Source organism: Dechloromonas sp. ZY10 (genome assembly GCF_041378895.1).
GTDB lineage: Bacteria > Pseudomonadota > Gammaproteobacteria > Burkholderiales > Rhodocyclaceae > Azonexus > Azonexus aquae.
The window spans coordinates 624,857-649,917 of record NZ_CP144212.1 but is presented as its reverse complement, the minus strand read 5'-3'; the positions used below and the strand labels follow the sequence as shown (position 1 = coordinate 649,917).

Annotated in this window: 17 protein-coding genes; 8 read left to right on the top strand and 9 right to left on the bottom strand. The window is 63.2% G+C overall.

Annotated features, from left to right (window positions below):
- Positions 1–18: 18 nt before the first annotated feature.
- Positions 19–1,020, bottom strand: coding sequence for a PstS family phosphate ABC transporter substrate-binding protein (locus tag VX159_RS02995; RefSeq protein WP_371324510.1), 1,002 nt, complete (start codon positions 1,018–1,020; stop codon positions 19–21).
- A 121-nt stretch (positions 1,021–1,141) separates the two neighbouring features.
- Complete coding sequence (locus VX159_RS02990; protein ID WP_371324509.1) at positions 1,142–1,576, bottom strand: hypothetical protein; 435 nt, start codon at positions 1,574–1,576, stop codon at positions 1,142–1,144.
- A gap of 228 nt (positions 1,577–1,804) precedes the next feature.
- Between VX159_RS02990 and rpiA the strand changes: the two genes are divergently transcribed.
- Positions 1,805–2,473 (top strand): ribose-5-phosphate isomerase RpiA, encoded by a 669-nt coding sequence (gene rpiA, locus VX159_RS02985; RefSeq protein ID WP_371324508.1) that lies wholly within the window; start codon positions 1,805–1,807, stop codon positions 2,471–2,473.
- Between the two features lie 160 nt (positions 2,474–2,633).
- Positions 2,634–4,319, top strand: a complete 1,686-nt coding sequence (locus VX159_RS02980) for a methyl-accepting chemotaxis protein (protein ID WP_371324507.1) — start codon at positions 2,634–2,636, stop codon at positions 4,317–4,319.
- Positions 4,320–4,617: 298 nt separating this feature from the next.
- Here the strand turns inward: VX159_RS02980 and VX159_RS02975 are convergent, their stop codons facing one another.
- Complete coding sequence (locus VX159_RS02975) at positions 4,618–4,923, bottom strand: hypothetical protein (protein WP_371324506.1); 306 nt, start codon at positions 4,921–4,923, stop codon at positions 4,618–4,620.
- Positions 4,924–5,086: 163 nt separating this feature from the next.
- Positions 5,087–6,919: a GGDEF domain-containing protein gene (locus tag VX159_RS02970; protein ID WP_371324505.1), complete on the bottom strand. Its 1,833-nt coding sequence runs from the start codon at positions 6,917–6,919 to the stop codon at positions 5,087–5,089.
- A 194-nt stretch (positions 6,920–7,113) separates the two neighbouring features.
- Here VX159_RS02970 and VX159_RS02965 point away from each other — a divergent pair, with 194 nt between their 5' ends.
- Complete coding sequence (locus tag VX159_RS02965; RefSeq protein ID WP_371324504.1) at positions 7,114–8,265, top strand: two-component system response regulator; 1,152 nt, start codon at positions 7,114–7,116, stop codon at positions 8,263–8,265.
- 13 nt (positions 8,266–8,278) lie between these two features.
- Positions 8,279–11,578 carry a PAS domain S-box protein gene (locus VX159_RS02960; RefSeq protein ID WP_371324503.1) on the top strand — a complete coding sequence of 1,100 codons (3,300 nt, stop codon included), beginning with the start codon at positions 8,279–8,281 and terminating at the stop codon, positions 11,576–11,578.
- Between the two features lie 75 nt (positions 11,579–11,653).
- Here the strand turns inward: VX159_RS02960 and VX159_RS02955 are convergent, their stop codons facing one another.
- Genes VX159_RS02955 through VX159_RS02940 form a run of 4 tightly spaced genes read right to left on the bottom strand, consistent with a single transcriptional unit; the run spans position 11,654 to position 15,524 of the window.
- A complete protein-coding gene (locus tag VX159_RS02955) occupies positions 11,654–11,926 on the bottom strand; it encodes an oxidative damage protection protein (RefSeq protein WP_371324502.1) in 273 nt (90 codons plus the stop codon).
- A gap of 29 nt (positions 11,927–11,955) precedes the next feature.
- Positions 11,956–13,275, bottom strand: a complete 1,320-nt coding sequence (argA, locus tag VX159_RS02950) for an amino-acid N-acetyltransferase (RefSeq protein WP_371324501.1) — start codon at positions 13,273–13,275, stop codon at positions 11,956–11,958.
- Positions 13,272–14,780, bottom strand: coding sequence for a polyphosphate:AMP phosphotransferase (gene pap / locus VX159_RS02945; protein WP_371324500.1), 1,509 nt, complete (start codon positions 14,778–14,780; stop codon positions 13,272–13,274). The genes argA and pap overlap by 4 nt, the downstream gene beginning before the upstream one ends.
- A gap of 3 nt (positions 14,781–14,783) precedes the next feature.
- Positions 14,784–15,524, bottom strand: a complete 741-nt coding sequence (locus tag VX159_RS02940) for a 16S rRNA (uracil(1498)-N(3))-methyltransferase (RefSeq protein WP_371324499.1) — start codon at positions 15,522–15,524, stop codon at positions 14,784–14,786.
- A gap of 161 nt (positions 15,525–15,685) precedes the next feature.
- Between VX159_RS02940 and VX159_RS02935 the strand changes: the two genes are divergently transcribed.
- The 4 genes from VX159_RS02935 to gap all read left to right on the top strand — a co-directional run bounded on the left by VX159_RS02935 (position 15,686) and on the right by gap (position 22,612).
- Positions 15,686–18,163 carry an EAL domain-containing protein gene (locus VX159_RS02935; protein ID WP_371324498.1) on the top strand — a complete coding sequence of 826 codons (2,478 nt, stop codon included), beginning with the start codon at positions 15,686–15,688 and terminating at the stop codon, positions 18,161–18,163.
- Between the two features lie 162 nt (positions 18,164–18,325).
- Positions 18,326–19,339 (top strand): class 1 fructose-bisphosphatase, encoded by a 1,014-nt coding sequence (locus VX159_RS02930; RefSeq protein WP_371324497.1) that lies wholly within the window; start codon positions 18,326–18,328, stop codon positions 19,337–19,339.
- A gap of 207 nt (positions 19,340–19,546) precedes the next feature.
- Positions 19,547–21,550, top strand: a complete 2,004-nt coding sequence (gene tkt, locus VX159_RS02925; protein ID WP_371324496.1) for a transketolase — start codon at positions 19,547–19,549, stop codon at positions 21,548–21,550.
- A gap of 33 nt (positions 21,551–21,583) precedes the next feature.
- Positions 21,584–22,612 carry a type I glyceraldehyde-3-phosphate dehydrogenase gene (gap, locus tag VX159_RS02920; RefSeq protein WP_371324495.1) on the top strand — a complete coding sequence of 343 codons (1,029 nt, stop codon included), beginning with the start codon at positions 21,584–21,586 and terminating at the stop codon, positions 22,610–22,612.
- Between the two features lie 130 nt (positions 22,613–22,742).
- On the opposite strand, the gene VX159_RS02915 is transcribed toward gap, so the two are convergent.
- On the bottom strand, positions 22,743–24,962 hold the full coding sequence (locus VX159_RS02915) for an ATP-binding protein (protein WP_371324494.1): 2,220 nt from the start codon (positions 24,960–24,962) through the stop codon (positions 22,743–22,745).
- Positions 24,963–25,061: the final 99 nt, after the last annotated feature.

Sequence of the window (25,061 nt, the reverse complement as noted above, 5' to 3'; positions counted from 1 at the left end):
ACGGAATAAGCGGCGACCTTACATCTTGGCTTCGCGGCGCATCAGCTCTTCGATGGTGATGCCGACTTCGTTCTGACCACCGAAGACGGTGCCGTACTTCTTCTTCTTCACATGCTCCAGGTTACCGGTGTAGGCGGCCGACGGCAGCGGCACGTACTTGACTTCCTTGGTCAGCTTGGCGGCGTTCTTCATGTAGAACTCGATGAACTCCTGGACTTCCGGCTTCTGCAAGGACTTGGCCTTGACATAGACGAAGATCGGACGCGACAGCGGCTGGTAAGTCCCCTTGATCACCGACTCCTCGGACGGTGAAACGGCCGCGCCCCCCTTGGGCGGAACGATCGGCAAGGCCTTCAGCTTGCCCATGTTCTCGGCGTAGTAGGCATAGCCGAAGTAGCCGATGCCATTGACGTCACGCGAGACACCCTGGACCAGCACGTTGTCGTCTTCGGAAGCGGTGTAGTCGCCGCGCGAAGACTTGGCCTTGCCAACGATGGCTTCGGTGAAGTATTCGAAGGTTCCGGAATCGGCACCGGCGCCGAACAGCTTGATCGGCTGATCCGGCCAGGCGGGATTGATCTGGTTCCACTTGGTGACCTTGCCTTGAGCGGCCGGTTCCCACATCGCCTTCAGTTCGGCGACGGTGGCTTCCTTGAGGAAGCTGTTCTTGGGATTGATGACGACAGTCAGCGCATCGAAAGCGACCGGCATTTCGACGTACTCGACGCCAGCGGCCTTGCAGTCTTCCATTTCCTTCTTGGTGATCGGACGCGAAGCGTTCGACAGATCGGTTTCGTCACGGCAGAACTTCTTGAAGCCACCGCCGGTACCGGAGATGCCAACAGTCACCTTGACTGCGTTTTTCTTGGCTTTCTGGAATTCCTCGGCAACCGCCTCGGTGATCGGATAGACGGTCGAGGAACCATCAATCTTGATCACCTGGGCCTGAGCGGCCTGGGCACCGAAGAAGGCAACGCCGGCGAGGGCGAGGAAACGGGCAACAGTATGCTTGTGCGACATTCGGGGTACTCCTCTGCTGAAGATGAACTGGATTGCCATGCAGCTTACGCAGGCTTTGTTACAGTCAAATGACAGGCTGTAACAATTCGGCAATCCCGCCGTCAGCAAGCCCCGGAGCCGCTCAGCGTCGGCCTTTCCGGGAGCCAGACGCCGGCACCCGGGTAACCCCGTCGATCCGCAGCAATACCGCCTTGAGCTCGATTTCGTTGAGCGCGCCAAGCAGCAACAGGCCGGCGCGCAGCAGTTCATTCTTGCGCACCTTGAGTTCGAGACTGCGGGCATGGACCTTGAGTTCGTCGAGTTGGCGGCGCTCCGCCGGGGTCAGGCGATAACGGCCACGCACCCATTCCGGCTTGCGCCCCTTGGCCGCCTTGCCGCGCGGCAGCAGTTCCGGCGGGATCGCCGGTTGGGCCTGATAATCGATCGACTGGGCCAGCGCCAACGCCTCGGCCAGGGCCTGCTGCTGCCGCTGCAAGACACCCTCGGCACTTGCCGCCCGCCGCCGCAAAGGCTTTTCCGGAATGGCTTCCGGCGGCGCAGAATCTTCGCTCTGCATAGATCATCTCCCTGAAAACGACTGCTCTCCGGCAAACGCAAAATACGCTTGCGGAGCAGACGCCTAGTGTAGCGCCATCGCCCGGCAAGCCGTATGACAAGCTATGGCTGACACCGGCCGCCGGCCTCAATGACCAGCGCAATTCGCCGCGCGACTGCCGGCGGCACCGGGTTTGCCGGTAAAATTGCCACCACTCTCAAATGCCGCCCTTGCCGCAGGACCCCGATCATGACCCAAGACGAACTGAAACAGGCCGTAGCCCAGGCCGCCGCCGACTATGTCGCCGAAAATGCACCGCAAGGCTGCATCGTCGGCGTCGGCACCGGCTCAACCGCCAATTTCTTCATCGACGCGCTGGCCCGGCAAAAGGACCGTTACCGCGGCGCCGTGGCCAGTTCCGAAGCCACCCGCAAACGCCTGGAGAGCCACGGCATTGCTGTCTTCGACCTCAACGAAGTCAGCGACATCCCGGTTTATGTCGACGGCGCCGACGAAGTCGATGCCGGGCTGAACATGATCAAGGGTGGTGGCGGCGCGCTGACCCGCGAAAAAATCGTCGCTGCGGTCGCCAGGACCTTCGTCTGCATCGCCGACGGCTCGAAGCAGGTCGCCGTGATGGGCAAGTTCCCGCTGCCGGTCGAAGTGATTCCCATGGCCCGCGCCCACGTTGCCCGGCAACTGGAGAAACTTGGCGGCCGGCCGCAACTGCGGACCGGCTTCATCACCGACAACGGCAACGAGATTCTCGATGTGCACGGCCTGCAGATCGCCGACCCCAAGGCCCTCGAAGCCGAGATCAACCAGATCGTCGGCGTCGTCACCAACGGCCTGTTCGCCTTGCGCCCGGCCGACGTGCTGCTGCTCGGGACCGCCGAAGGCGTACGCCGCAGCGGCTGACCTGCCTTCTGCCTCCAGGCAAAAAAACCCGGCCAGTGCCGGGTTTTTTGCTTTACGCACGGTCGACCGTGAAAAACCCTGAAAATCTCAGGGATAAACTGCAATCGGGGTGTAACACGGCAATTCGAGAATTCACCATCTTTTGCAGAATTCTCAAATCATGCCCAAATCACGCACTGCCTCCCGCTCCAGCACGCTTTCCGTGCGCACCCGCCTGCTGCTGATGGCCGGCAGCAGTGCGCTGTTCGGCCTGTTGCTGCTGGCTGCCGCATTGTTTGCGCTGGCCACCTTCCGCGATGAAATCACCCAGGTAGCTGCCGCCGTCGAACATTCGACCCGGCTGCAGGGACATGTCACTGCGGCACGCAACGCGGCGCAAAATGAAGTGCGCGCGCTCAAGGACATGCTGATTCGCAACCACATGCCTGACGAATTCGACAAGGCCAGGGCAGAGTTCACCGCAGCCCGCCAGGAACTGCAGCAGCAGTTGCAACAACTGGCCAGCCGCGAGACGGGCAGCGTTGCGGCACTGGCGCCGGCCCTGCAACAACAGGCAGCAAACCTGCACCAGCTCTACGATGAAGTACTGAGCGAAAACGAGCCGGGGATGCCGAAATACGCGGTGATGGTCGATGCCGCGCTGCGCGGCAGCGAATTGCCGCTGCTCGACGCCCTGACTGGCGCCGCACAGCAGATTGCCGAGCGCAGCACGGCCAGCGTCGGAGCGGCCTCAAGCACGGCCAGCCAGCGCTACCGCGAAATCGCCCAGGCCCTGATCGCCGGCGGCGTCCTCGGCGTGGTGGTTGCGCTGGTCGTGGCAACGCTGATCGGCCAGCGCCTGCTGGTCCGGCTGGGCGGCGACCTGGAACCGGTGGTTGCTGCCACCCGCCGGGTTGCCGACGGCGACCTGAGCGGCCAGCTCGATCTCGGACTGCACAGCGGCAAGGCCGCCGCCGACTCGCTGGTCGCTTCGGTGATTGCGATGCAGGAACGGCTGCGCGCGCTGATTGGCGAAGTTCAGCAGGGTGCCGAACAAACCGCTGGCGACGCCAGCGCGCTGAGCAGTTCGGCGACCGCCGTAGCGCACGCGAGCAGCGAGCAGAGCGATGCCGCCGCGCAAATCACCGCCGGGATCGAGGAATTGACCGTGGCCATCGCAACCATGGCCGACAGTGCCGGCGCCGCCGCCGATGCCAGCCGTGCCACCCGGCGCAAGGCCGGCGAAAGCGGTACGGTGATTCAGGAGGCAATCCAGGAAATCGGCGCCATTTCCGGCCAGGCCCATGCTGCCGCCGGTGCGATGAACAGCCTGCAGCAGCACACCCAGGAAATCACCCGCTTCGCGCAGGAAATCAAGGGCATTTCCGAACAGACCAACCTGCTCTCGCTGAATGCAGCGATTGAAGCGGCCCGCGCCGGCGATGCCGGACGCGGCTTTGCCGTGGTTGCCGACGAGGTGCGCAAGCTGGCCAATCACACTGCCGACACCACGGCCAAGATCGAGCAACTGGTCACCCGCCTCGATCAGACCGCGCAGCAGACTGCCTGCGCCGTCGCCGCCACCGCCGAACGCGCCCGCCGGGGCGCCGAACTGGCCGGACGGGCAGACAGCGCGATTGGAGAGATCGAAGCCAGCTGCGAGCACTCGCTGCTCGCCGCCGACGAAATCGTCGAAGCCCTCGACGAGCAACGCCAGGCCGCCGAACAGATCGCCCGCCATACCGAGCGGGTGGCACAGATGATCCACGCCAGCGCCGACGCCGCCAGCGCTTCCTCGTCTTCGGCCAGCGCCGTCGCCGCCATGGCCCAGCGCCTGCAGCAGGCGACTGCCCAGTTCGCAGTCTGAGCCGGCCGCGAGGAAAAGCAGCAATTTCCACGGTCGACCGTGGCAGAACGCAAATTCACGGGCTTCCCCCGGCGCGCCCGGGGGCGCTCCTTACTCCAGGCACCAGCCCAATGCTCGGCGCCCAGGCCTGAGCTGCACGGCCCTGGGCGGCGCCGGACCCGGCCGCAAGTGGCAAGCAGGTGATGCAGCGCCTGCAAGGCAGCCGGAAACGGCGACCGAGGCCAGAATCCGGCGATCCCTTGCCGGTCACTACCTGCTCACGCCTGGGCTGGGGACGCCCCAACCAGCCTCCGCCGCTTCAGTGCGGCAATGCCAGCGAATACAGCAGCAGGCCGGCGCAGGGGAGAAGCAGGCCACCGACCACATACCAGGCCCGGCGCAAGGCTCGGTCGAGTGCTTCGGCTTCGCTCTCGATGGCGCATAGCTGCGTCCACAGTTCGCTGCTGAGCGGGGTTGCTGCCCCTAAGGCCGGTAAAGCCGGGGTTTTCCCCTCTGGAACCGTAGCCGGCCAGGCGGCCCGCCCCGGCTCGCGGCGGGGCTGCGCCAGGCGGTCGCGATGGTGGCGGTGGTTGGCGGGGCGGCAAGATTCAAGGTGCTGTGTCACGGCAGTTCTCCGATTGGTTACGGGTACAGAATTGTTCTGCCCGCATCATCCCATCCGGGTATTTCCCGCTGATGGCAGGGAGACTGCACCGGCACGACCGGAATATGAAAAAGCCGGCCCCGGGCCGGCTCTCGGTCAATGCGGCAAAGCCGCCAGCCATCACTCAGTTGAGCAGACGGGGCGTTCCACCCTCGGCATACGCCTGCAGGCGGCGGCGTTCGACGAACACAGCACCCTGGATACTGTCCGCCAGTTGCTCGCGCGAACGCTTCTTGGCCTGCTTCTTGGCTGCCGAGGCGGCCGCCGCCACCTCACGATGCGACTCGCACTCGCCGGGGGTCACCTTGACCACCCCGACCGACAGCGAGGGCAACGGCTGGAAGCCGAGTTCGCCCTTGCGGTTCTCGGCCAGATAACCGCCCTGCGCCCGCTCTTCCAGGCTGAGCATCACCGCCATCGCCTCGGTGAACTGGCGGACCAGGTTCCATGAGCGCTGCTCCCAGTCCTCGCTCTGAAAGACCACGAAAAAATCGTCGCCGCCGATATGACCGACAAAATCGAGCTTGCTGTCGACACTGTCGTTGAGCAGCCGCCCCAGGGTCTGAATCACGTCGTCGCCCCGGCGATAGCCGAAGGTATCGTTGAACGGCTTGAAATTGTCGATATCGATATAGGCCGCGACGAAATGCTTGCCGGCGGCCAGCATCCGGTCGATATGTTCGTTGATCGGGACATTGCCCGGCAGCTGGGTCAGCGGATTGGCGTAACGGGCAGCCGAAATCTGCATTTCGGTAATTGTCGCCATCAGGTCGTGCGCACTCCCGATGCCGAGATAACGGCCTTCCCCGGTGATGATGAAGCCATCGAGCAGGTAATGCTTGGGCGCCAGCGACAGCATCATCGCCAGTTCCTGGATACTGGCATTCTGATCGACGATCAGCGGCGCCGGATCCATGAACAGTTCGCAACTCTTCCGTCCGAACAGTTCGCGCCGGAAGGGCCGGGCAAAGCGGTCGATCAGGCTGTGCCGGTTGATCATCCCGACCGGCATGCCCTGACTCACCACCGGCAACACGTCGAGATCCGGATCCGCTTCGAAGCGGGCGATCGCCACATCGTTGCAAGCGTCAATCGGCAACGGCTCGATCGCCCGCAGCAGGTTGAGCGCGGTCGGCAGCTTGCCGGGGCCGCCGGCCAGCGTGCTCATCGAAGCCCGCTGCTGCCCGAAGGCCTGGCTGACTGCGGCGGGCAACTGATGGGCGGGGTCGGCCAGCGGCTTGGCGATGAAATAGCCCTGGGCGCAGGCAACCCCCATGTCGCGCAGGCAAACGAAATCCTCCAGACGTTCGACCCCCTCGGCCACCAGCGAAGCATTGCAGACCTCGGCAATATCCTGCATGGCACGCACGAAGTGGTACTTGACCCGGTCGTCGGCGATACCGTTGATGAAATGCTTGTCGATCTTGACGTACTCCGGACGCAACTCGGACCACATCCGCAGGTTCGAGAAGCCTTCGCCCAGATCATCGATGGCGATCTGGAAGCCACGGCCGCGATAGTGCGTCAGTGCCTCGACAATCCCCGGCAGGTCGTCGAAGCGCTGATTCTCGACCAGTTCGATGACTACCCGGTTGGGCGCGATCCCCAATTCCTGCATGGTTTCGCGCGACTGGGTATGCAGCAGCCGAAAGTCGAGCAAGGACTCCGGCGAGACATTGAGAAACAGGCTGCCCGGCAGGCGTAACTGGGCAAAGGCACGCAGGCTGGCTTCGCGGCAGGCATGCTCAAGGTCGAGGGCCAGACCGTTCTGGCGAGCCACGGCAAAGAGCATATCAGGCCGATGCAGCGGGCTGTTCTGTGGCCCACGGATCAAGGCCTCATAGCCCAGAATGGTGCGCGAACGGAAATCGACCACCGGCTGGAAAACCGGATGCAGCCAACCCTCTTCGACGATGCGGTGAATTTCGGCGACGGCGGTGGCGTGTTCGATAAGCATGGTCCCTCCTGGACACGAAGTGCATGAAACGAGCCAACCACTTTAGGGAAACAGTATTTCAGTTATTTGACACTTCGATTGCATCCTGCCGATCCATCCGCCGCGCTCCTCCGCCAGAGGCAGGCCGTCACCAGTCTGTCATCGGTTCCTGCTCAAATGCAGCCACTCGCCACCCCATACGCCGATACGCCAACATGGACAACCCGATGAACCCTGCCTTGCCCGCCCAGATTCTAGTCATCGAGGATGACCCGACCATCGTTGAAGCCCTGCATTTCGCACTGGAAGACGACTATCGCCTGATCTGCTTCCCCTCGGCAGAAGCCGGCCTGGCCATGCTCGACGAATTGAATCCGGACCTGCTGCTGCTCGACATCGGCCTGCCCGGCTGCGACGGCTTCGAAGCCTGTGCGATGTTTCGCGAACACTCGCAGGCACCAGTCATCTTCATCTCCAGCCGCGAAAGCCTGGAGGACCGGCTGCACGCTTACGATGTCGGCGGCAGCGACTTTGTGATCAAGCCGTTCGACCCGCCGATCCTGCAGCGCAAGGTCGCTCTGGCGATTGCCCAGAAGTCTCGCCAGGAGCATTTGGAACAGGAAAGGCTAGCCTTGCAGCAAACGGCCAAATCCTGCCAGGCAGACATCGCACAAGGCCGCATCCTGCTCGATTTCGTCCGCGAAACCCTCAACTGCAGCGATTATCCAGAACTCGCCGACCGCTTGCTGCAGACCACCAGTGCCTACGATCTTGACTGCCTGGTCCGGTTGCGCCTGCCAGACGGACAACTCAGCCGCAACCCACACGGCCCTGCTAGCCCTCTCGAAGACTCGGTACTCGACAACATTGAACCACTCGGTTCTGCCTTCCGCTTCCGCAGATGTCTAGCGATCAATGCGCCATCACTCAGTCTGGTCGTCAACAACCTGCCTGCCGACGACACCACGGTAAATCGGCTGCAGGATCATCTGACGCTGCTCACGGAAGGTGCCAACAGCATCGTCGAAACCATTGCCATGCGTCGAGAATCGGCTGGCCGAGCAGAAGCGTTGCAAATTGCCAGCAGCGCTGCCCACAGTGCAATCGAAGATCTGCGCGAGGGCTATCGCACACAACAAATCGATACCCGCATCCTGCTACAAAATCTGGTCGAAGGGGTTGAAAAGGCCTATTACGCGCTGGGGCTGACCGATGCCCAGGAAAGCCGCATCAGCAGCATCCTGCGCCAGCATGCCGAGCAGATTCTCACTCTTTTTGAACAAGGAGTCGAATTTGACCGCCGCTTTGCCAGCGTCCTTCAATCGCTGGCTGCGCCTGGCAACGCGCCCAGCGTCGAACTGTTCTGAATCAGCTACGCCGATGCGCCCAATAAAACCGCTCGCAGGCCTGCTCCTACTGCTCAACCTGCTGTGCCTGTCGGCAACGGCCTGGTCGCTGCACGCAGAAATCGTTGCCACGCCGACTCGCAGCTTTAGCCTGCACGAACTTCTACCGTTCAGTCTGGCCTTGCTGGCTCTGGTAACCGCAATCAGTTGCCTGATTGGCCGCAAGCTGCGGGCATGCCGCCACGAAGCGGAAAAATTCCGCCTGTTTCTCAGCCAGGCCAGCGACGGGATCTACATCCTCAACGAGCACGGCCAGGTCATCGAGGCCAGCGATTCGTTCTGCCGGATGCTCGGCCGTTCCCGACCGGACCTGCTCGGCCGCCACGTTTCTGGCTGGATCCGCGAATGGTCTGCGAGCGAAGTCGCCGAAGGCGTGCTCCAGGGCTACCTCTCGCTCGACCAGCCGAGCACTTTCGAGGCCACTCAATGGCGCGCCGATGACAGCTATTGCGAAATCGAGGCCAGTGCCGTGGGCTTCACCTTGCACGGACGCCGCCATCTGTTCGTCTGCGTACGCGAGATCGAGCAGCGCAAACGCTGGGAGCAGATGCGCGACCGGCTGTCAGCAATTGTCGCGGCATCGGAAGATGCCTTGGTCAGTTGTGATCGCGAAGGCCGGGTCAGCAGTTGGAATCCGGCGGCCGAGCAATTGTTCGGATGTTCTGTCGAGGAAGCGGTCGGCCAGCCAGTAGAAACCCTGCTCGGACTTCCTTCGCCGCAGGCATTGGCCCAGAAGGTCCGCCAGGCAATCTGGGGGGAAACCGTACTGCGCCACCAAAGTGCGGCCCGCAGCAAGCTGGGCGAAGAAATCAGCGTGACGTTCACCATTGCACCGCTGCGCAGCGCCGGGCAGCAAGTCGTCGGGGTCTCGCTGTGCATCCGCAATGTCACCGAACAAAAAGCCGTCGAAACCCTGCTCCATCTTCAATCCGCAGCGCTCAAGGCGAGCGACGACGCGATCCTGATCGCCGCCGTGGACGGCAAGGTGGTCTGGGCCAACCCGGCCTACAACCGGCTGAGCGGTTATCCAAAAAGCGCGACCATCGGTCGGCGCTACCACGATTTCGACTACTGGCAGCAGGCTGAGCCGGACTTCTACGAGGCCCTGATGCACGGTTTGCTCGAAGGACGCTTGTGGCGGGGAGAAACCAGCAGCCGGCGGCGAGACGGTTCCGAATACTACGAGGAACAATCGATTACCCCCTTCCATGACAGCGGAGGCCAGGTCAGCTACTTCATCGCCATCAAGCGCGACATCAGTGAACGCCGGCGTGCCAAGCAAGCGCTGGAGGCCCAGCAGCAGCGGCTGGAGGAAGAGGTGCGCAGCCGCACCCGGGCACTTGAGGAATCGCGGGAAAAAATCCAGCTGATCCTCGATTCCAGCGCAGCCGGTCTTTATGGCATCGACGAGCAGGGCCGCATCCTGTTCATCAACCGTTCGGGCGCGATCATGCTTGGTCAGGAACCGGCCGCTCTGGTCGGGCGCTCGCTGCACGACTGCCAGCTATTACCCGGCGATATTCCCGACCACCCTCTGACCCCGGGCACTACCGGCTTCGCCGGCGAAACGATGTTGCGCCATGCCGCCGGCTACGACTTTCCGGCCCGTTGTGAAAGCCGGCCATTGATTCTCGACGGCCACGAAATCGGCTGCGTGGTCAGCTTCACCGACATCACCGCCCAGCGCGAAGCCGACCTGGCCCGCGAAGCAGCACGTACCGAGGCAGAAAGGCTGGCCCGGGCCAAGGGGGAGTTCCTCGCCAACATGAGCCACGAGATTCGCACCCCGCTCAACGGGATTCTCGGTACGGCCCAGATCGGACTCCGGCAAAGCGACCGCCAGCCACAAATGCAGCGCCATTTTGGCCGGATTCTCGACTCCGGCCGCCTGCTGCTCGGCATCATCAACGACATCCTCGACCTGTCCAAGCTCGAAGCCGGCAAGATGCAGATCGAGCACGTTCCCGTACTCCTGCCGCCGCTGGCGCAATCGACTGCCGCCATGCTGGCCGAAAGCGCCCGCGACAAGGGCCTGGAACTGACGGTGGACTGCGCCCCCGAGTTGGCAGTCCCGTGCCTGGGCGACCCGTTGCGCATCTCGCAAATCATGCTGAACCTGATTGCCAATGCGGTGAAATTCACCGAACGGGGAAGCATTCAGCTACAGCTGAGTTATCGCGAACAACTGGAAATCCGGGTCCGCGACAGTGGTATCGGAATTCCGCCGGAACAGTTGCAACGGATGTTTGCGCCGTTCGAGCAAGCCGATGGCAGCACCACCCGGCGCTACGGCGGCACCGGGCTCGGCCTGAGCATTACCCGCAGCCTGGTCGGACTGATGGGCGGGCAGATCAGCGTCAGCAGCGAAGTCGGTCGCGGCACCGAGTTCATCGTCCGGCTGCCCAGCCCTCTCGCCGACGGGCTCCCGACCCCGCCCGCCGCAGCCTTTGCCGGAGGCGACGGCAGCCGGCGCCTGGCCGGAATGCGGGTATTGGTTGCCGACGATAACGAGGTTAACCGGCTGGTAGTGGAGGAAATGCTACTCGCGGAAGGCGCAACGGTTACGTCGGCCAGCGACGGTCTGCAAGCGCTGAACCGGATCCGGGCGACCCCCCGCGATTTCGATATTGTGCTGATGGACGTGCAGATGCCGGAACTCGATGGCTGCGCCGCGACCCGGGCGATCCGCCAGATTGCCGATGCGCCGCCGGTCGTAGCACAAACGGCACACGCCCTGGCCGAGGAACGGGAACGCTGCCTCGCGGCCGGAATGCTCGACCAGATTACAAAACCGCTGGACCAGAACCAATTGGTGCATGTTCTGCTTCGCCATGCCCGCCAGCACGCCTCCGCCGCCGCTCAAGCCGCGCTCCCGGACAAGCCCGCATCTGCGTCGCCGGTGCCACCGGGGATCGACTGGCCGGTGCTGGAAGCCCGCTACGCCAGCAAACCGGACTTCATCGAGCGATTACTGAAAGCCGGATGCACTACCCTGAACAGCGGCATTGCCGACCTACGCCAAGCGCTTGCGGCCTCCGACCGTCAAGCTGTCGGTCGCATCGCGCATGGACTCAAGGGGTGTACCGCAACCCTGGCCGCGCAGCCGCTGGCCGAACTGGCCGGAGAAACCGAACAATGCGCCTACGAAGCCTGCCCGGCGCTCGCAGGCAAGGCCGAGGAGCTACTGGCTGCCTGCATTGACCTGGAAAAGGAAATCGACCAGTACCTGAAGCCGCCTTGCCGCCAGGAATCGCCCTTGGGGCAGGAAATGTAGTTTTTTTCACGGTCGACCGTGAAAAATGGAAAAAAGCACCCGCAGGTGCTTTTTTCCGGATAGCGGCCAGTAGTATCAGGCAGCCGGCGGCACGTAGCCCTGGATCTGGTCGGCACCTTCGCCGAAGAAATGCTTCTCGACCTGCTCGGCGAGGTACTTGCGATGGCGGGCATCGACGAGGTTCAAACGGTTTTCGTTGATGATCATCGTCTGCAGCTTGATCCACTGCTGCCAGGCTTCCTTCGAGACTTGCTCGAAAATGCGCTGACCGAGTGCGCCGGGATAGGGCGGACGGTCGAGACCTTCGGCTTCGCGGCCGAGCTTGATGCAATTGACCATGCGGGTCATGGAACACTCCTTCAGGTTGAGGCGGTGGATTATAAGGTCTTGAACAGGACCTTGGAGCGCCGCTGATAGTTGTACATGTCGCGTTTTTTCGCCGGCAGGTCGTCGACCGTGCCAAGCTTGAAGCCGCGCTCGACGAACCAGTGCTCGGTGCGCGTGGTCAGCACACACAGGCGTTTGATGCCGAGCCGCCGGGCCCGCCGCTCGATCCGCTTCATCAACTGCTCGCCGTAACCCCATTCCCGGTGATCGTGGCTAACCGCCAGGCAGGCCAGTTCGGCTTCGTCCTCGGAATGCGGGTAGAGCGCGGCACAGCCGACGATGATGCCGTCGTGCAGCATGATCGAGAAATGATCGATTTCGCGTTCGAGCAGTTCGCGCGGCCGGTGCACCAGGATGCCCTCCTCTTCCATCGGCTCGATCAGCGCAATCAGCGCCGCGATATCGTCCGGTTTGGCTTCGCGGATGTTTTCCAGCGACTCGCGGGTGATCACCGTACCGACGCCGTCGTGGGTAAACAACTCGCGCAGCAAGGCGCCGTCCTGCTCGAAGCCGATCAGGTGCACCCGGCCGACGCCAGCCTGGGTCGCGCGCACGCTGCACGGCAGGTAGCGGCGCAAGTCGGTGGACAGCCATTCGCCGTCCTTGATCAGATCGTCGGCCTCATCGGCGGTGATCGCGTCGAGCAGTTCGCCGCTCTGGTCGGTGACGCCACGGCTGTCGGTGAGGTACACCAGCTTGTCGGCCTTGATCGCCACCGCCACCGCTTCGGCCGCCTCTTCCATCTGCAGGTTGAAGATTTCGCCGGTCGGTGACGCACCCTCGCAGTTGAGCAGCACGATATTGCCAAGACCGAGCTGGGCGTTGATCCCCTCGGCGTCGACCTTGCGCACCTTGCCGGCGTACTGCATGTCGATCCCGTCGAGCACGCCGATCGGCTGGCCGGTGATGAAGTTGCCGCCGATCACGCGAATCCGGCTGTTGGCCATCGGCGTATTGGGCAAGCCCTGCGACAGCATCGCCTCGATTTCGAGATAGACGCTGCCGACCGCGTCGAGCACGCAATCGAGCGCCTCGGCGTCGGTCACGCGGTAGCCACGATGATATTTCGACTCCAGGTTCTTTTCGCGCAACTCTTCCTCGATCTGCGGTCGGGCACCATGCACCAGCACCAGGCGGATACCCAGCGCGACCAGCAGATTGACGTCGTAGGCGAGCGTCTTGGCGAACTCGCTCTGCACCGCCTTGCCACCGAAGGCGATGACAAAGGTGCGGCCGCGAAAGGCGTTGATGTACGGGGTGACGGCCCGGAACCAGGCGACGAAGTTCTCGTCGTAGGCGGTATCGCTCATGATTTGCTGTTTTTCCCTTCTTCCTGCTTGAGTACGGCCTCGATCCTGTCGCAAATGGTTTTCAGGACTTTGACACGGGCAAAATTCTTGTCGTTGGCTTCGACCAGAGTCCATGGCGCCTGCCCGGTCGAGGTGCGGTCGACCATGTCGCAGACGGCGACCACGTAGTCGTTCCACTTTTCGCGGTTGCGCCAGTCTTCGTCGGTGATCTTGAAGCGTTTGAACTCGGTATCCTGACGCTCCTTGAAGCGGCGCAACTGCTCGTCGTCGCTGATCTGCAACCAGAACTTGACGACGATGGCGCCGGCATCGTCGAGCTGATGCTCGAAATCGTTGATCTCGGCATAGGCGCGCAGCCAGTCGGCGTTGGAGCAAAAGCCCTCGACCCGTTCAACGAGGACGCGACCGTACCATGAACGGTCAAAAATCGTCGCCCGGCCGGTGCGTGGCATGTGCCGCCAGAAGCGCCAGAGATAAGGCTGGGCGCGTTCTTCCTCGGTCGGCGCAGCAATCGGCACGATCTGGTACTGGCGCGCATCGAGCGCGGCACCGACGCGGCGGATGCTGCCGCCCTTGCCGGCTGCGTCCGAACCTTCGAAAACCAGGACCAGCGAATGCTTGTCGACAAACTCCGGCCGCCGTACCAGTTCCGACAACTTGGCCTGGTAATGCGAGAGTTGTTGCGCGTATTCCTTCTTCGCCAGCTTTTGCGTCAGATCCAGCTCGGAAAGCACGTTTTTCTGGTCAATGGCATGCACGATCGGCGGCGCCACCGGCACCTGCTGCCGCCCTTCCTGCTGCAGGCGGCGCTTCATCGCATCAAGCACGATGCGGCCGACAGTCAGCGAGCGGTATTCATCATTGGTGCCTTCGACGATAATCCACGGCGCATGCGCGCTGTTGGTCACGCGCAGCACGTGGCCGGCGACATCCTGCAGCTTGTCGTAGGTCTTCAGCCGGTCGTAGCTTTCCTTGGTCACCCGCCAGGCCGTTCGCGGGTCCTTTTCCAGCGCCTTGAGCCGCTTCTTCTGGCCGTCGTGCGACAGATGGAACCAGAACTTGAGGACCAGCGCGCCTTCGTTGACCAGCATCGCCTCGAAACGGTTGATGTCGTCGAGCCGCTGGTCGAGGTCGGAGCGCCGCATTTCGCCGCGAATCCGGTCGGTGATCGGCTGTGAGTACCAGGAGCCGGCAAAGATGCCGACCTTGCCCTTGGGTGGCAACGCCCGCCAGTAACGCCACATGTAGGGACGCGAACGCTCCTCGTCGCTCGGCGCCGAGAAAGCCAGGGTGGAGATGTGGCGCGGATCCATCCATGAATACAGCAGGTTGATGGTTTCGCCCTTGCCCGAGCCGTCGACCCCGGAAATCAGGATAACGACCGGAAACTCCTTTTTTTGCAGCATGTCGTATTGCACATCGAGCAATTCGGCGCGCAGCTTCGGCACTTCGCGCTTGAAGGTTTCCTTGTCGATGGTGTGGCCCAGCTCTGCGGATTCGAACATTCCCTACCCCTCCCTGAAGTCTCCCCAAAGGACCTGCAACGCCGCCAGCGCCGCCAGTCCCGCCGTTTCGGTGCGCAACACGCGCGGCCCCAGGCGTACGGCCTGGAATCCCGCCTGTTCCGCCGCGAGCATTTCCTGCGGATCAAGCCCCCCTTCGGCGCCGATCAGCAGTTCAATCCGATTCGCCGGCGCCAGATCAGCCAGCGTCTGCGTCGCCGTCGGTGACAGCATCAGGCGCAAGGTTCCGGCGGCTGCCGGGCGGGCCAGCCAGTGCTCCAGCTTTTCGATCTGGGTCACCGGCGGCACCTGATTGCGACCGCACTGTTCACAGGCCGAAGCGGCCACGCCCTGCCAGTGGGCTACCCGTTTGGCCGCCCGTTCGCCAGCCAGGCGGACGACACTGCGCCGGCTATCGACCGGCACCACGCCGCCAACCCCGAGCTCGACGGCCTTCTGAATGGTGAAGTCCATCTTGTCGCCGGCCTGCACCGCCTGCACCAGCGTCACCGCCAGCGGCGATTCGCACTCGGTCTCCCGCCAGTCGCCGAGCACGGCATAGGCGCGGTCTTTTTCGATGCGGCTCAGTTGCGCCGGATATTCGCCGCCGCGACCGTCGAACAAGGTGATTTCAGTACCAGGCGCCAGGCGCAGCACGCGTACCGCGTGCCGCGCCACCGGCTCCGGCAGTTCAATATGGGCAGCCGGCGCCAGAGGCTCGCGGCAATAAAAACGAGGCTGATTCATCCGCCGTATTATGCGGCGAAATTACCGGCAAGCGGAGACCGGGACACGCATTTTCGCGACTAGCGATTCGATGCCCTCGCTCAGTGCATGGCCGGCGGCAACAGCATCGGCTATCATTGGCCGCAGACAACAATAAACCTAGGCCGTTTCAGTTCGTGACCATGCCCGATAACACTCCGCTGCCCGGCGACGACCACCGGCGTCGGCAGGCTTACCTGCGTGCCATCCTGGCCAGCATGCCGCAAGGGATCAGTGTTTTCGACGAAAACCTCTACCTCCGGGTGTGGAACGCCGGCTTTGTCGAGGTGCTCAACCTGCCGGCCAACGCGGTTTATGAAGGGGTGCACTTCTCCGAGTTGATCCGCATCCCGGCCGAGCGCGGCGAATACGGGCCGGGCGACCCGGCCGAGCACGTGGCCCGGATCACCGAACTGGCGCAAAAATTCGAGGCCCACCGTTTCGAGCGTACCCGCCCGAATGGCCGCACCCACTTGGTGCAGGGCGAGCCGCTGTACATTGACGGCGTTCTCGCCGGCTTCATCACCACCTATACCGACATTACCGAACGCAAGGCCGCCGAAGAAAAGCTGCGCACCCACCACGACCTGCTGAACACGGTGATCGAAAGCATTCCCAGCGCGGTCAGCCTGTTCGATAGCCAGCAGACGCTGGCCCTGCACAACCGCGAATTTCCCCGCCTGCTCGATCTGCCCGATGCCCTGCTCAATGACGCGCCGGTGACGATGGAGAAGCTCTTCCGCTTCAATGCTGCGCGCGGCGAATACGGACCGGGGGACTGCGAAGCCATCGTCCGCTCGCTGCTGGCCCGCGCCAGCAAGCACGAAGCGCATCATTTCGAACGTACCCGCCCCAACGGCAAGACCCTCGATGTCCGTGGCGTGCCGCTGCCCGACGGCAGCTTCGTCACCATCTACACCGACATCAGCGAACGCCGGGCCAGCGCCGAACGCGAACAACTGGCGCAAAAGGTGTTCACGCACACGCCTGCCGGCATCGTGGTCACCGACGAAGCGCACCGGATCGTCTCGATCAACCCGGCGATGATGCAAATGACCGGCTATGCGACTTACGAACTGGTCGGGCATGACATTTTTGGGCTGATCGCGCTGAGTGCCGACGAATCGAGCGAACACCTGCGCGAACAGGTGGGCCTGCGCGGCCTGTGGAGCGGGGAAGCCGACATTGCCCGCAAAGGAGGCGACGAGTTCCCGGCCGGCATCCGCGTCAGCCGGGTGGATGACCCGCATACCGGCAATCCGACCCACCATATCTGGATCCTGGCCGACATCACCGAGCGCAAGGCAGTCGAGGAACGCATGCGCCATATTGCGCAGCACGATCCGCTGACCGGCCTGCCCAACCGGATGGCGCTGGCCATCCGCCTCGCCCAGTTGCTGCCCGAAGCCCGCCGCTACGAGCGGCGACTGGCGATGATGTTCCTTGATCTCGACCGCTTCAAGATCATCAACGACACGCTCGGCCACCCGGTCGGCGACGAACTGCTGCGCGAAGTCGCCTGCCGGCTGTCCAACATCATCCGCGAAACCGACTTCGTCGCCCGCCTGGGAGGCGACGAGTTCGTCATCCTGCTGCCGGAAATCAGCACGCCGGCGGATTCGGCGCTGGTCGCCAGCAAGATCATTGCGGCGCTGGCCACGCCGGTGCAGGTCGACACCCACGAGTTGCACACCAGCCCGTCGATCGGCATCAGCATTTTCCCCGACGATGGCCCCGATGCCGACTCGCTGTTGAAAAATGCCGACACCGCGATGTACCACGCCAAGGCTGCGGGGCGGAACAACTACCAGTTCTACGCCGCCGAGATGAACCAGGCGGCAAGCGAGCGCATGGATATCGAACGCAAGCTGCGCCATGCGATTGCCCGCAACGAATTCGCCATTGCCTACCAGCCGCAGTTCGCTGGCGACAGCGGCCGGCCGACCGGGGTAGAAGCACTGCTGCGCTGGCACCATCCAAGCGACGGTATGATCTCGCCGGCACGCTTCATCCCGGTGGCCGAAGAAATGGGGCTGATTGTCGAGATAGGCGAATGGGTGATGCGCAACGCCTGCCGTGAAATGAAGCACTGGCTCGATGCCGGTCTGCAGCCGATGCGGGTGGCGGTCAACGTCTCGGCGCGGCAATTGCGGCGCCGAGATTTTTGCGAGAGTGTTGCCGGCGCACTGGCCGAATCCGGCCTGCCGGCCGAACTGCTCGAACTTGAAATCACCGAAAGCTCGGTGATGGAAAACCCCGAGGAAGCCATCGAAATCCTGCAGCGGCTGCGCCGGATGGGCGTCACCCTGGCAGTCGATGACTTCGGCACCGGCTACTCGTCGCTGGCCTATCTCAAACGCTTCCCGATCGACCATCTGAAGATCGACCGCTCCTTCGTTGCCGATATCGAGCACGATCTCAACGACCGCGCCATCGCCTTCGGCACCATCGCCCTGGCGCATTCGCTGGGCCTCAACGTGATCGCTGAAGGGGTCGAAACTGCCGACCAGCTGGAATTGCTGCGCAGCAACGGCTGCGACGAGGTCCAGGGCTATCTGTTCAGCAAGCCGCTGACCAGCGCCGCCGCCTTTGCCTTCCTGCACGCACGGGCCCCGGCCTGAGCGCTGCGGGTGCGCCGCGCCGGCGGATTCGTTAAAATCCGCCTCCATTCGTCCGCGACGGCGGATTTATCCAGTCTCCCCGCCTTTTTTTCATCTTTTCCACGGTCGACTCGCGATTCCGGCAAAAATCAGCCGGCGAGCCTGCCCACTCAAGGAGTTCCCATGGCACAGCGCACGCTGGCACGTTATCTCACCGAAGCCCAACGCGAGCACGGCCGCATTCCGTCCGATCTCAAGTTCCTGATCGAAATCGTCTCCCGTGCCTGCAAGGCGATCTCGATTGCCATCGGCAAGGGCGGGCTCGGCGGCGTGCTCGGCGAAGCCGGCAGCGACAACGTTCAGGGCGAAGCCCAGAAGAAACTCGACGTGCTGTCCAACGAAATCCTGCTCGAAGCCAACGAATGGGGCGGTCACCTCGCCGCCATGGCCTCCGAGGAAATGGACCTGCCGCACCTGGTCCCCAACCGTTTCCCCAAGGGCAATTACCTGCTCACCTTCGACCCGCTCGACGGCTCGTCGAACATCGACGTGAATGTCTCGATCGGCACCATTTTTTCGGTACTCAAGTGTCCGGATGGCGCCGACCTGTCGAGTGAAGCCGCTGCCGAACAGGCTTTCCTGCAGCCGGGCACCGCGCAGGTTGCCGCCGGTTACGCCGTTTACGGCCCGACCACGCTGCTGGTCCTCACTTTCGGCGCCGGCGTCGCGGTGTTCACTCTCGACCGCGAACTGGGTGAGTTCGTGCTGACCCAGGAAAACGTGCAGATTCCGGCCGAAACCAAGGAATTCGCAATCAACATGTCGAACCAGCGTTTCTGGGAAGCACCGGTCAAGCGCTACGTCGACGAAATGGTCGCCGGCAAGACCGGGCCGCTGGGCAAGGACTACAACATGCGCTGGGTGGCCTCGATGGTTGCCGACGTGCACCGGATCATGACCCGTGGCGGCATCTTCATGTACCCGATGGACGAAAAGGTCCGCGACAAAGGCGGCAAATTGCGCCTGATGTACGAAGCCAACCCGATGGCCTTTCTGGTCGAGCAGGCCGGCGGCGCCGCCACCACTGGCTATCAGCGGATTCTCGACATTGCACCGCAGCATCTGCACCAGCGGGTACCGGTGATTCTCGGTTCGAAGACCGAAGTCGAGCGGGTGACCGGCTACCACCAGGGCTGACCGCCCCCCCGAGCGCGGCCGACACCGGCCGCCGCACCCCCTGCAACGAGGCCGTCAGCCCCCGGCCTCGTCACCCCAATCCCCCTCCCGACGCCCTCCGTGACAGCAATCCTGCCCTCTCCGGCAGGGAGCAAGACGCTGGCCGCCCTACACAAAGCGTGGCTTTTACCGGATAATTCGCTTTTTTTGCAGCCCGGATTCAGTCCCATGAGCGTCAGCAATCCTCCCAAGTTCAATCCTTTGACGGGGGCGATTCGCGCCCTGGCCATGGATGCAGTGCAACAAGCCAACTCCGGCCACCCGGGTGCCCCGATGGGCATGGCGGAAATCGCCGAAGTCCTCTGGCGCCGCAACCTCAAGCACAATCCGGCCAACCCCAAGTGGGCCGACCGCGACCGCTTCGTGCTCTCGAACGGCCACGGCTCGATGCTGATCTACTCGCTGCTGCACCTGACCGGCTACGACGTCACCATCGACGACATCAAGAATTTCCGCCAGCTGCACGCCCGCACCCCGGGCCACCCGGAATATGGCTACACCCCCGGCGTTGAGACCACCACCGGCCCGCTCGGCCAGGGCATCACCAATGCCGTCGGTTTCGCCCTCGCCGAAAAGGTGCTGGCGGCTGAATTCAACCAACCCGGCCATACCATCGTCGACCATAACACTTACGTTTTCCTCGGCGACGGCTGCCTGATGGAAGGCGTCTCGCACGAAGCCTGTTCGTTGGCCGGTACCCTCGGCCTGGGCAAGCTGATCGCTTTCTGGGACGACAACGGCATCTCCATCGACGGCCACGTCGAAGGCTGGTTCACCGAAGACATCCCCAAGCGTTTCGAATCCTACGGCTGGCACGTGGTGCCGGGCGTTGACGGCCACGACGCCGCCGCCATCGAAGCCGCGCTCAAGGCCGCGCAAGCCGTCGGCGACAAGCCCAGCCTGATCTGCTGCAAGACCACCATCGGTCTCGGCTCGCCGAACAAGCAGGGCTCGCACGATTGCCACGGGGCACCGCTCGGTAAGGATGAAATTGCCGCTGCCCGCGAATACATCGGCTGGCCGCACCCGGCTTTCGAAATCCCGGCCGAAGTCTACGCCGCCTGGAACCGCAAGGAAGCCGGCGCTGCCGCTGAAGCTGCCTGGAACGAACGCTTTGCCGCCTATCGCGCCGCCTTCCCGGCGCTGGCTGCCGAGTTCGAGCGCCGCGTGATCAAGGGCGAACTTCCGGCCACCTGGGCCGCCACCAAGGCCGAATACATCGCCACCTGCCGCAGCAAGGCCGAGAACATCGCCACCCGCAAGGCGTCGCAAAATGCCATCGCCGCGCTGGTCCCGGCGGTACCGGAAATTTTCGGCGGTTCGGCCGACCTGGCCGGCTCCAACCTGACCTTCGTCAAGGGCAGCCAGGGCGTCACCCGCACCGAGGGCGGCAACTACTGCTACTACGGCGTGCGCGAATTCGGCATGACCGCGATCGCCAACGGCATCGCGCTGCACGGCGGCCTGATTCCCTACACCGCGACCTTCCTGGTCTTCTCCGACTACGCCCGCAACGCGATCCGCATGGCAGCGCTGATGAAGCAGCGCCAGATCATGGTCTACACCCATGACTCCATCGGCCTCGGCGAAGACGGCCCGACCCACCAGCCGGTCGAGCACATCCCGTCGATGCGCATCATCCCGAACCTGGATGTGTGGCGCCCGGCCGATGCGACCGAAACCGCAATTGCCTGGATTTCGGCGGTCGACCGTGAAGATGGCCCGTCCATCCTCGCCCTGTCGCGCCAGAACCTGCCGACCGTGACCCAGAATGTTGCCGATGCCGAGATCGCCAAGGGCGGCTACATCCTGTCCGACGCCGCCGAAGCCAAGGCGGTGCTGATCGCCACCGGTTCCGAGGTCAAGCTGGCGCTGGACGCGCAAGCTGCGCTCGCTGCAGAAGGCATCGCCGTGCGCGTCGTCTCGATGCCCTGCACCAACGTCTTCGACCGTCAGGACAAGGCTTACCGCCTGTCGGTACTCGGCAGCCACCTGCCGCGCGTCGCCATCGAAGCCGCCCACTCCGACTTCTGGCGCAAGTACGTCGGCCTGCATGGCGCGGTGATCGGCATCGACCGCTTCGGCGAATCCGCCCCGGCCGGCCAGCTGTTCGAGATGTTCGGTTTCACCGTCGCCAACGTCGTCGCCACGACCAAGGCACTGCTGTCCTGATTTCAGACTTCACCCGCAGAGAGGAATACATTCATGGCTATCAAGGTTGCAATCAACGGTTTCGGTCGCATCGGTCGCTGCACGCTGCGCGCGATTTACGAACAAGGCCTGCAGAACGAGTTTGAAGTTGTCGCGATCAACGCTTCCGGCGATCTGGCGACCAACGCCCACCTGCTGAAGTACGACACCACCCACGGTCGCTTCACCACCTCGGTCGAGACCGAAGGCGAGAACTGCATCATCATCGACGGCAAGAAGATCGCCTTCTACTCGACCAAGGACCCGAAGGGCGTCAATTGGGCCGACCACGGCGTCGACGTGCTGCTCGAATGCACCGGTGCCTACACCACCAAGGCCAAGGCGCAAGCCCTGCTGGAGCAAGGCGCCAAGCGCGTGCTGATCTCCGCCCCCGGCGGCGACGACGTCGACACCACCATCGTCATGGGCGTTAACGAAAACGCGCTGACCGCCGGCATGACCGTCGTCTCCAACGCTTCCTGCACCACCAACTGCCTGGCTCCGGTCGCCAAGATCCTGTCGGACAACATCGGCATCAAGTCCGGCCTGATGACCACGGTGCACGCTTACACCAACGACCAGGTCACCGTCGACGTCCGCCACAAGGACCTGCGCCGCGCCCGCGCCGCTGCCGCCAACATCATCCCGACCAAGACCGGTGCCGCCAAGGCCGTCGGCCTGGTGCTGCCGCAACTGGTCGGCAAGTTCGACGGTTTCGCCCTGCGCGTCCCGACCATCAACGTGTCGCTGGTCGACCTGACCTTCACCGCCGAGCGCGAAACCACCAAGGACGAAATCAACGCGTTGATGACCGCTGCCGCCAACGGCCCGCTCAAGGGCGTGATGGCCGTCAACACCGAGCCGCTGGTCTCCTCCGACTTCAACCACACCACCGTCTCCTCGACCTTCGACGCGACCCAGACCCGCGTGCTGAAGGCTGAAGACGGTTCGACCCTGGTCAAGGTCCTGGCCTGGTACGACAACGAGTGGGGCTACTCCTGCCGCATGCTCGACGCCGCCCGCGCCTGGATGAACGCCAAGTAAGCACTGGCCACAGCCAATCGGAACCGCCGCCTTGCCGGCGGTTTTTTTATGCTTTTTCGCTGGTTTCCACGGTCGACCGTGAATTTGGCGGATTTCCCGCCGGCAGTTGCCCGCCCCGGCCTGACACAAGCTATTCGGGCTGGCTCAGGCCTTCCGGCAGGTGCTTGGCGAGCATCGCCGAGAGCTCATTGAGCCCGACCGGCTTGGCCAGAAAATCGTCCATCCCGGCGGCAAAACAGCGGCTGCGATCCTCCGGGAAAGCGGCAGCGGTCAGCGCCACCACGGTCAATGGCGGCAGGTCGTTGGCCTCCTCCCACTCACGCAGGGCACGGGTCGCCATCAACCCATCCATTTCCGGCATCTGCAGATCCATCAGCACCAGCGCCGGACGCAGTCCGGACTGCAGCAGGCTCAGCGCTTCGCGGCCGTTTTCGGCAAGATAGGCTGACAGCCCGAGTTGCTCCAGCATGCCGAGCACCACCGCTTGGTTGACCGGATCATCCTCAACCAGCAACAGCTTGCGCTCGGCAGCAGCCAGACCGACCGACCGCCCCTCTGCGGGATGCTCAGGGCAATGCTCCACATGTCCAGGCTCCGGCCGCAACCGCACGGTAAACCAGAAACGTGCCCCCTGCCCGGGGAGGTTCTCCACCCCGACCTGGCCACCGAGCAAATGCGCCAGACTGCGCACAATCGACAAGCCCAAGCCGGTTCCACCATATTTACGAGTGCTGCTGCTATCGGCCTGGACGAACGGCTGGAACAACAGGCCAATCTTGTCGGAAGCGACACCGATACCGGTATCGCTGACCGCCATTTCAAGCTCCGCAGCCTCCTCGCCGGCATTCGGCCCCCGCATCCGTGCGGTCACCCGGACCATCCCCCGGTCGGTAAATTTGATCGCATTGCTGATCAGATTGGACAACATCTGCCGCAAGCGAAGCGGATCGCCGCGATACCAACCGCGATCATCGCCCAGCCAGGCAACCTCGAATTGCAGCCCCTTGCGTGCCGCCAGCGGCGCAAACAGGGATGCCGTTTCCTCAAGCAAAACCCGGGGCTTGAACTCTTCGTCCAGCAACTCGACCTTACCGGCCTCGATTTTTGAAAAATCGAGAATATCGTTAAGCAAAGTTAACAGGCTACGCCCAGAACTGACGATGGTTTCAGCGCACTCGCGCCGGTCCTCAGCCGGCAGATCATCGATCAGCAGCAACTGAGCCATGCCGAGCACGCCGTTCATCGGCGTCCGGATTTCATGGCTCATCGTGGCCAGGAACTGGCTCTTGGCCACATTGGCGGCCTCGGCCTCCTCTTTCAGTTGCAGCAGGCGTGCGGCATCCTCTTCGCGCTGGCGCAGCAGGTGAACCAACCAGACCACCCCCAGCAGCAACAGCAGCAAGGACACCCCGGCGCCAACCACGATTCCCTGCGCCGAACGCTTCCAGGCCGCGAGGTAAAGGCCATCGGTGATCGTTGCATTGACGATCACCGGAAAATGGTCGAGCAAGCGCGGCGCCCCCATCCGAGGATCGCTGCTCAGGCCGCTGGCGATCCGTTCGCCCTCGGTCAGCACGGTTGCCGCCTTGAGTTTCTGGACCTCGATCACCTGGTAGGAGGAGCCCTTGCGGTTTTCCTTGCCGAGCACCTCGTCGTTATGCGGCCAGCGCGCCAGATAGCGGAAATCGCGGCGCAGCATCGATACCGACGCGCCTTCGCCGAGATGGATGCGGCCAAAGAACTGCTCGAAAAAATCGACCGACAGGCCGACCAGCACCACCCCCATGAAGCGTCCCTGGGTATCGTTCAGGCGGCGAGTGAGATAAAAGACCCAACGGCCATTGGCCTTGGCCCGTACCGGCAGGCTAAGGAAAGTGCCTTGCTTCGCATCCTGCTGGTGCACGTAGAAGTGTTCGCGATCCGCAATATTGAGCGGCGGCACCGGCCAGCTGCGGGAAAAATTGACCGTTGAGCCGCGTGCATCGACGATCGCCAGTACCTCAATCTGCGGCAGCCCATCGATCCGGTCACGCAACAAGCGGTGTGTTTCCTCTCCGGAAAGAGCCCGACGCAAATCTTCGCCATTACGAACCCCTGCCTGGCGAATCCGCTCTTCGACCCCCTGCAAGACCTTGTCTGCGGGCGCCAGCGACTGGGCGACATATTCACCGACAGTCAGCGAGATATTGCCCAGTTCGACCTTCCAGTCGGCAATCGCGGCCGCCCGCAAGTACCAGATCAGTCCGCCCGCACCCACGCACAGCAGCAGCGCGAGCAGGCCGCCGATGGCAGCCACCACGGCACTCGGGCGATAACGGGCAAGAAGCATGGCAGCACGGCTGGGCGGCATGGATTCCCTAGATTCCCCTGGCCAAAAGACATAGTTGCGATGGAGTACGGATTCTAGCTTGGAAAGCCGGCAAAAGGCGCGCAAGACGGGCCGGAGCAT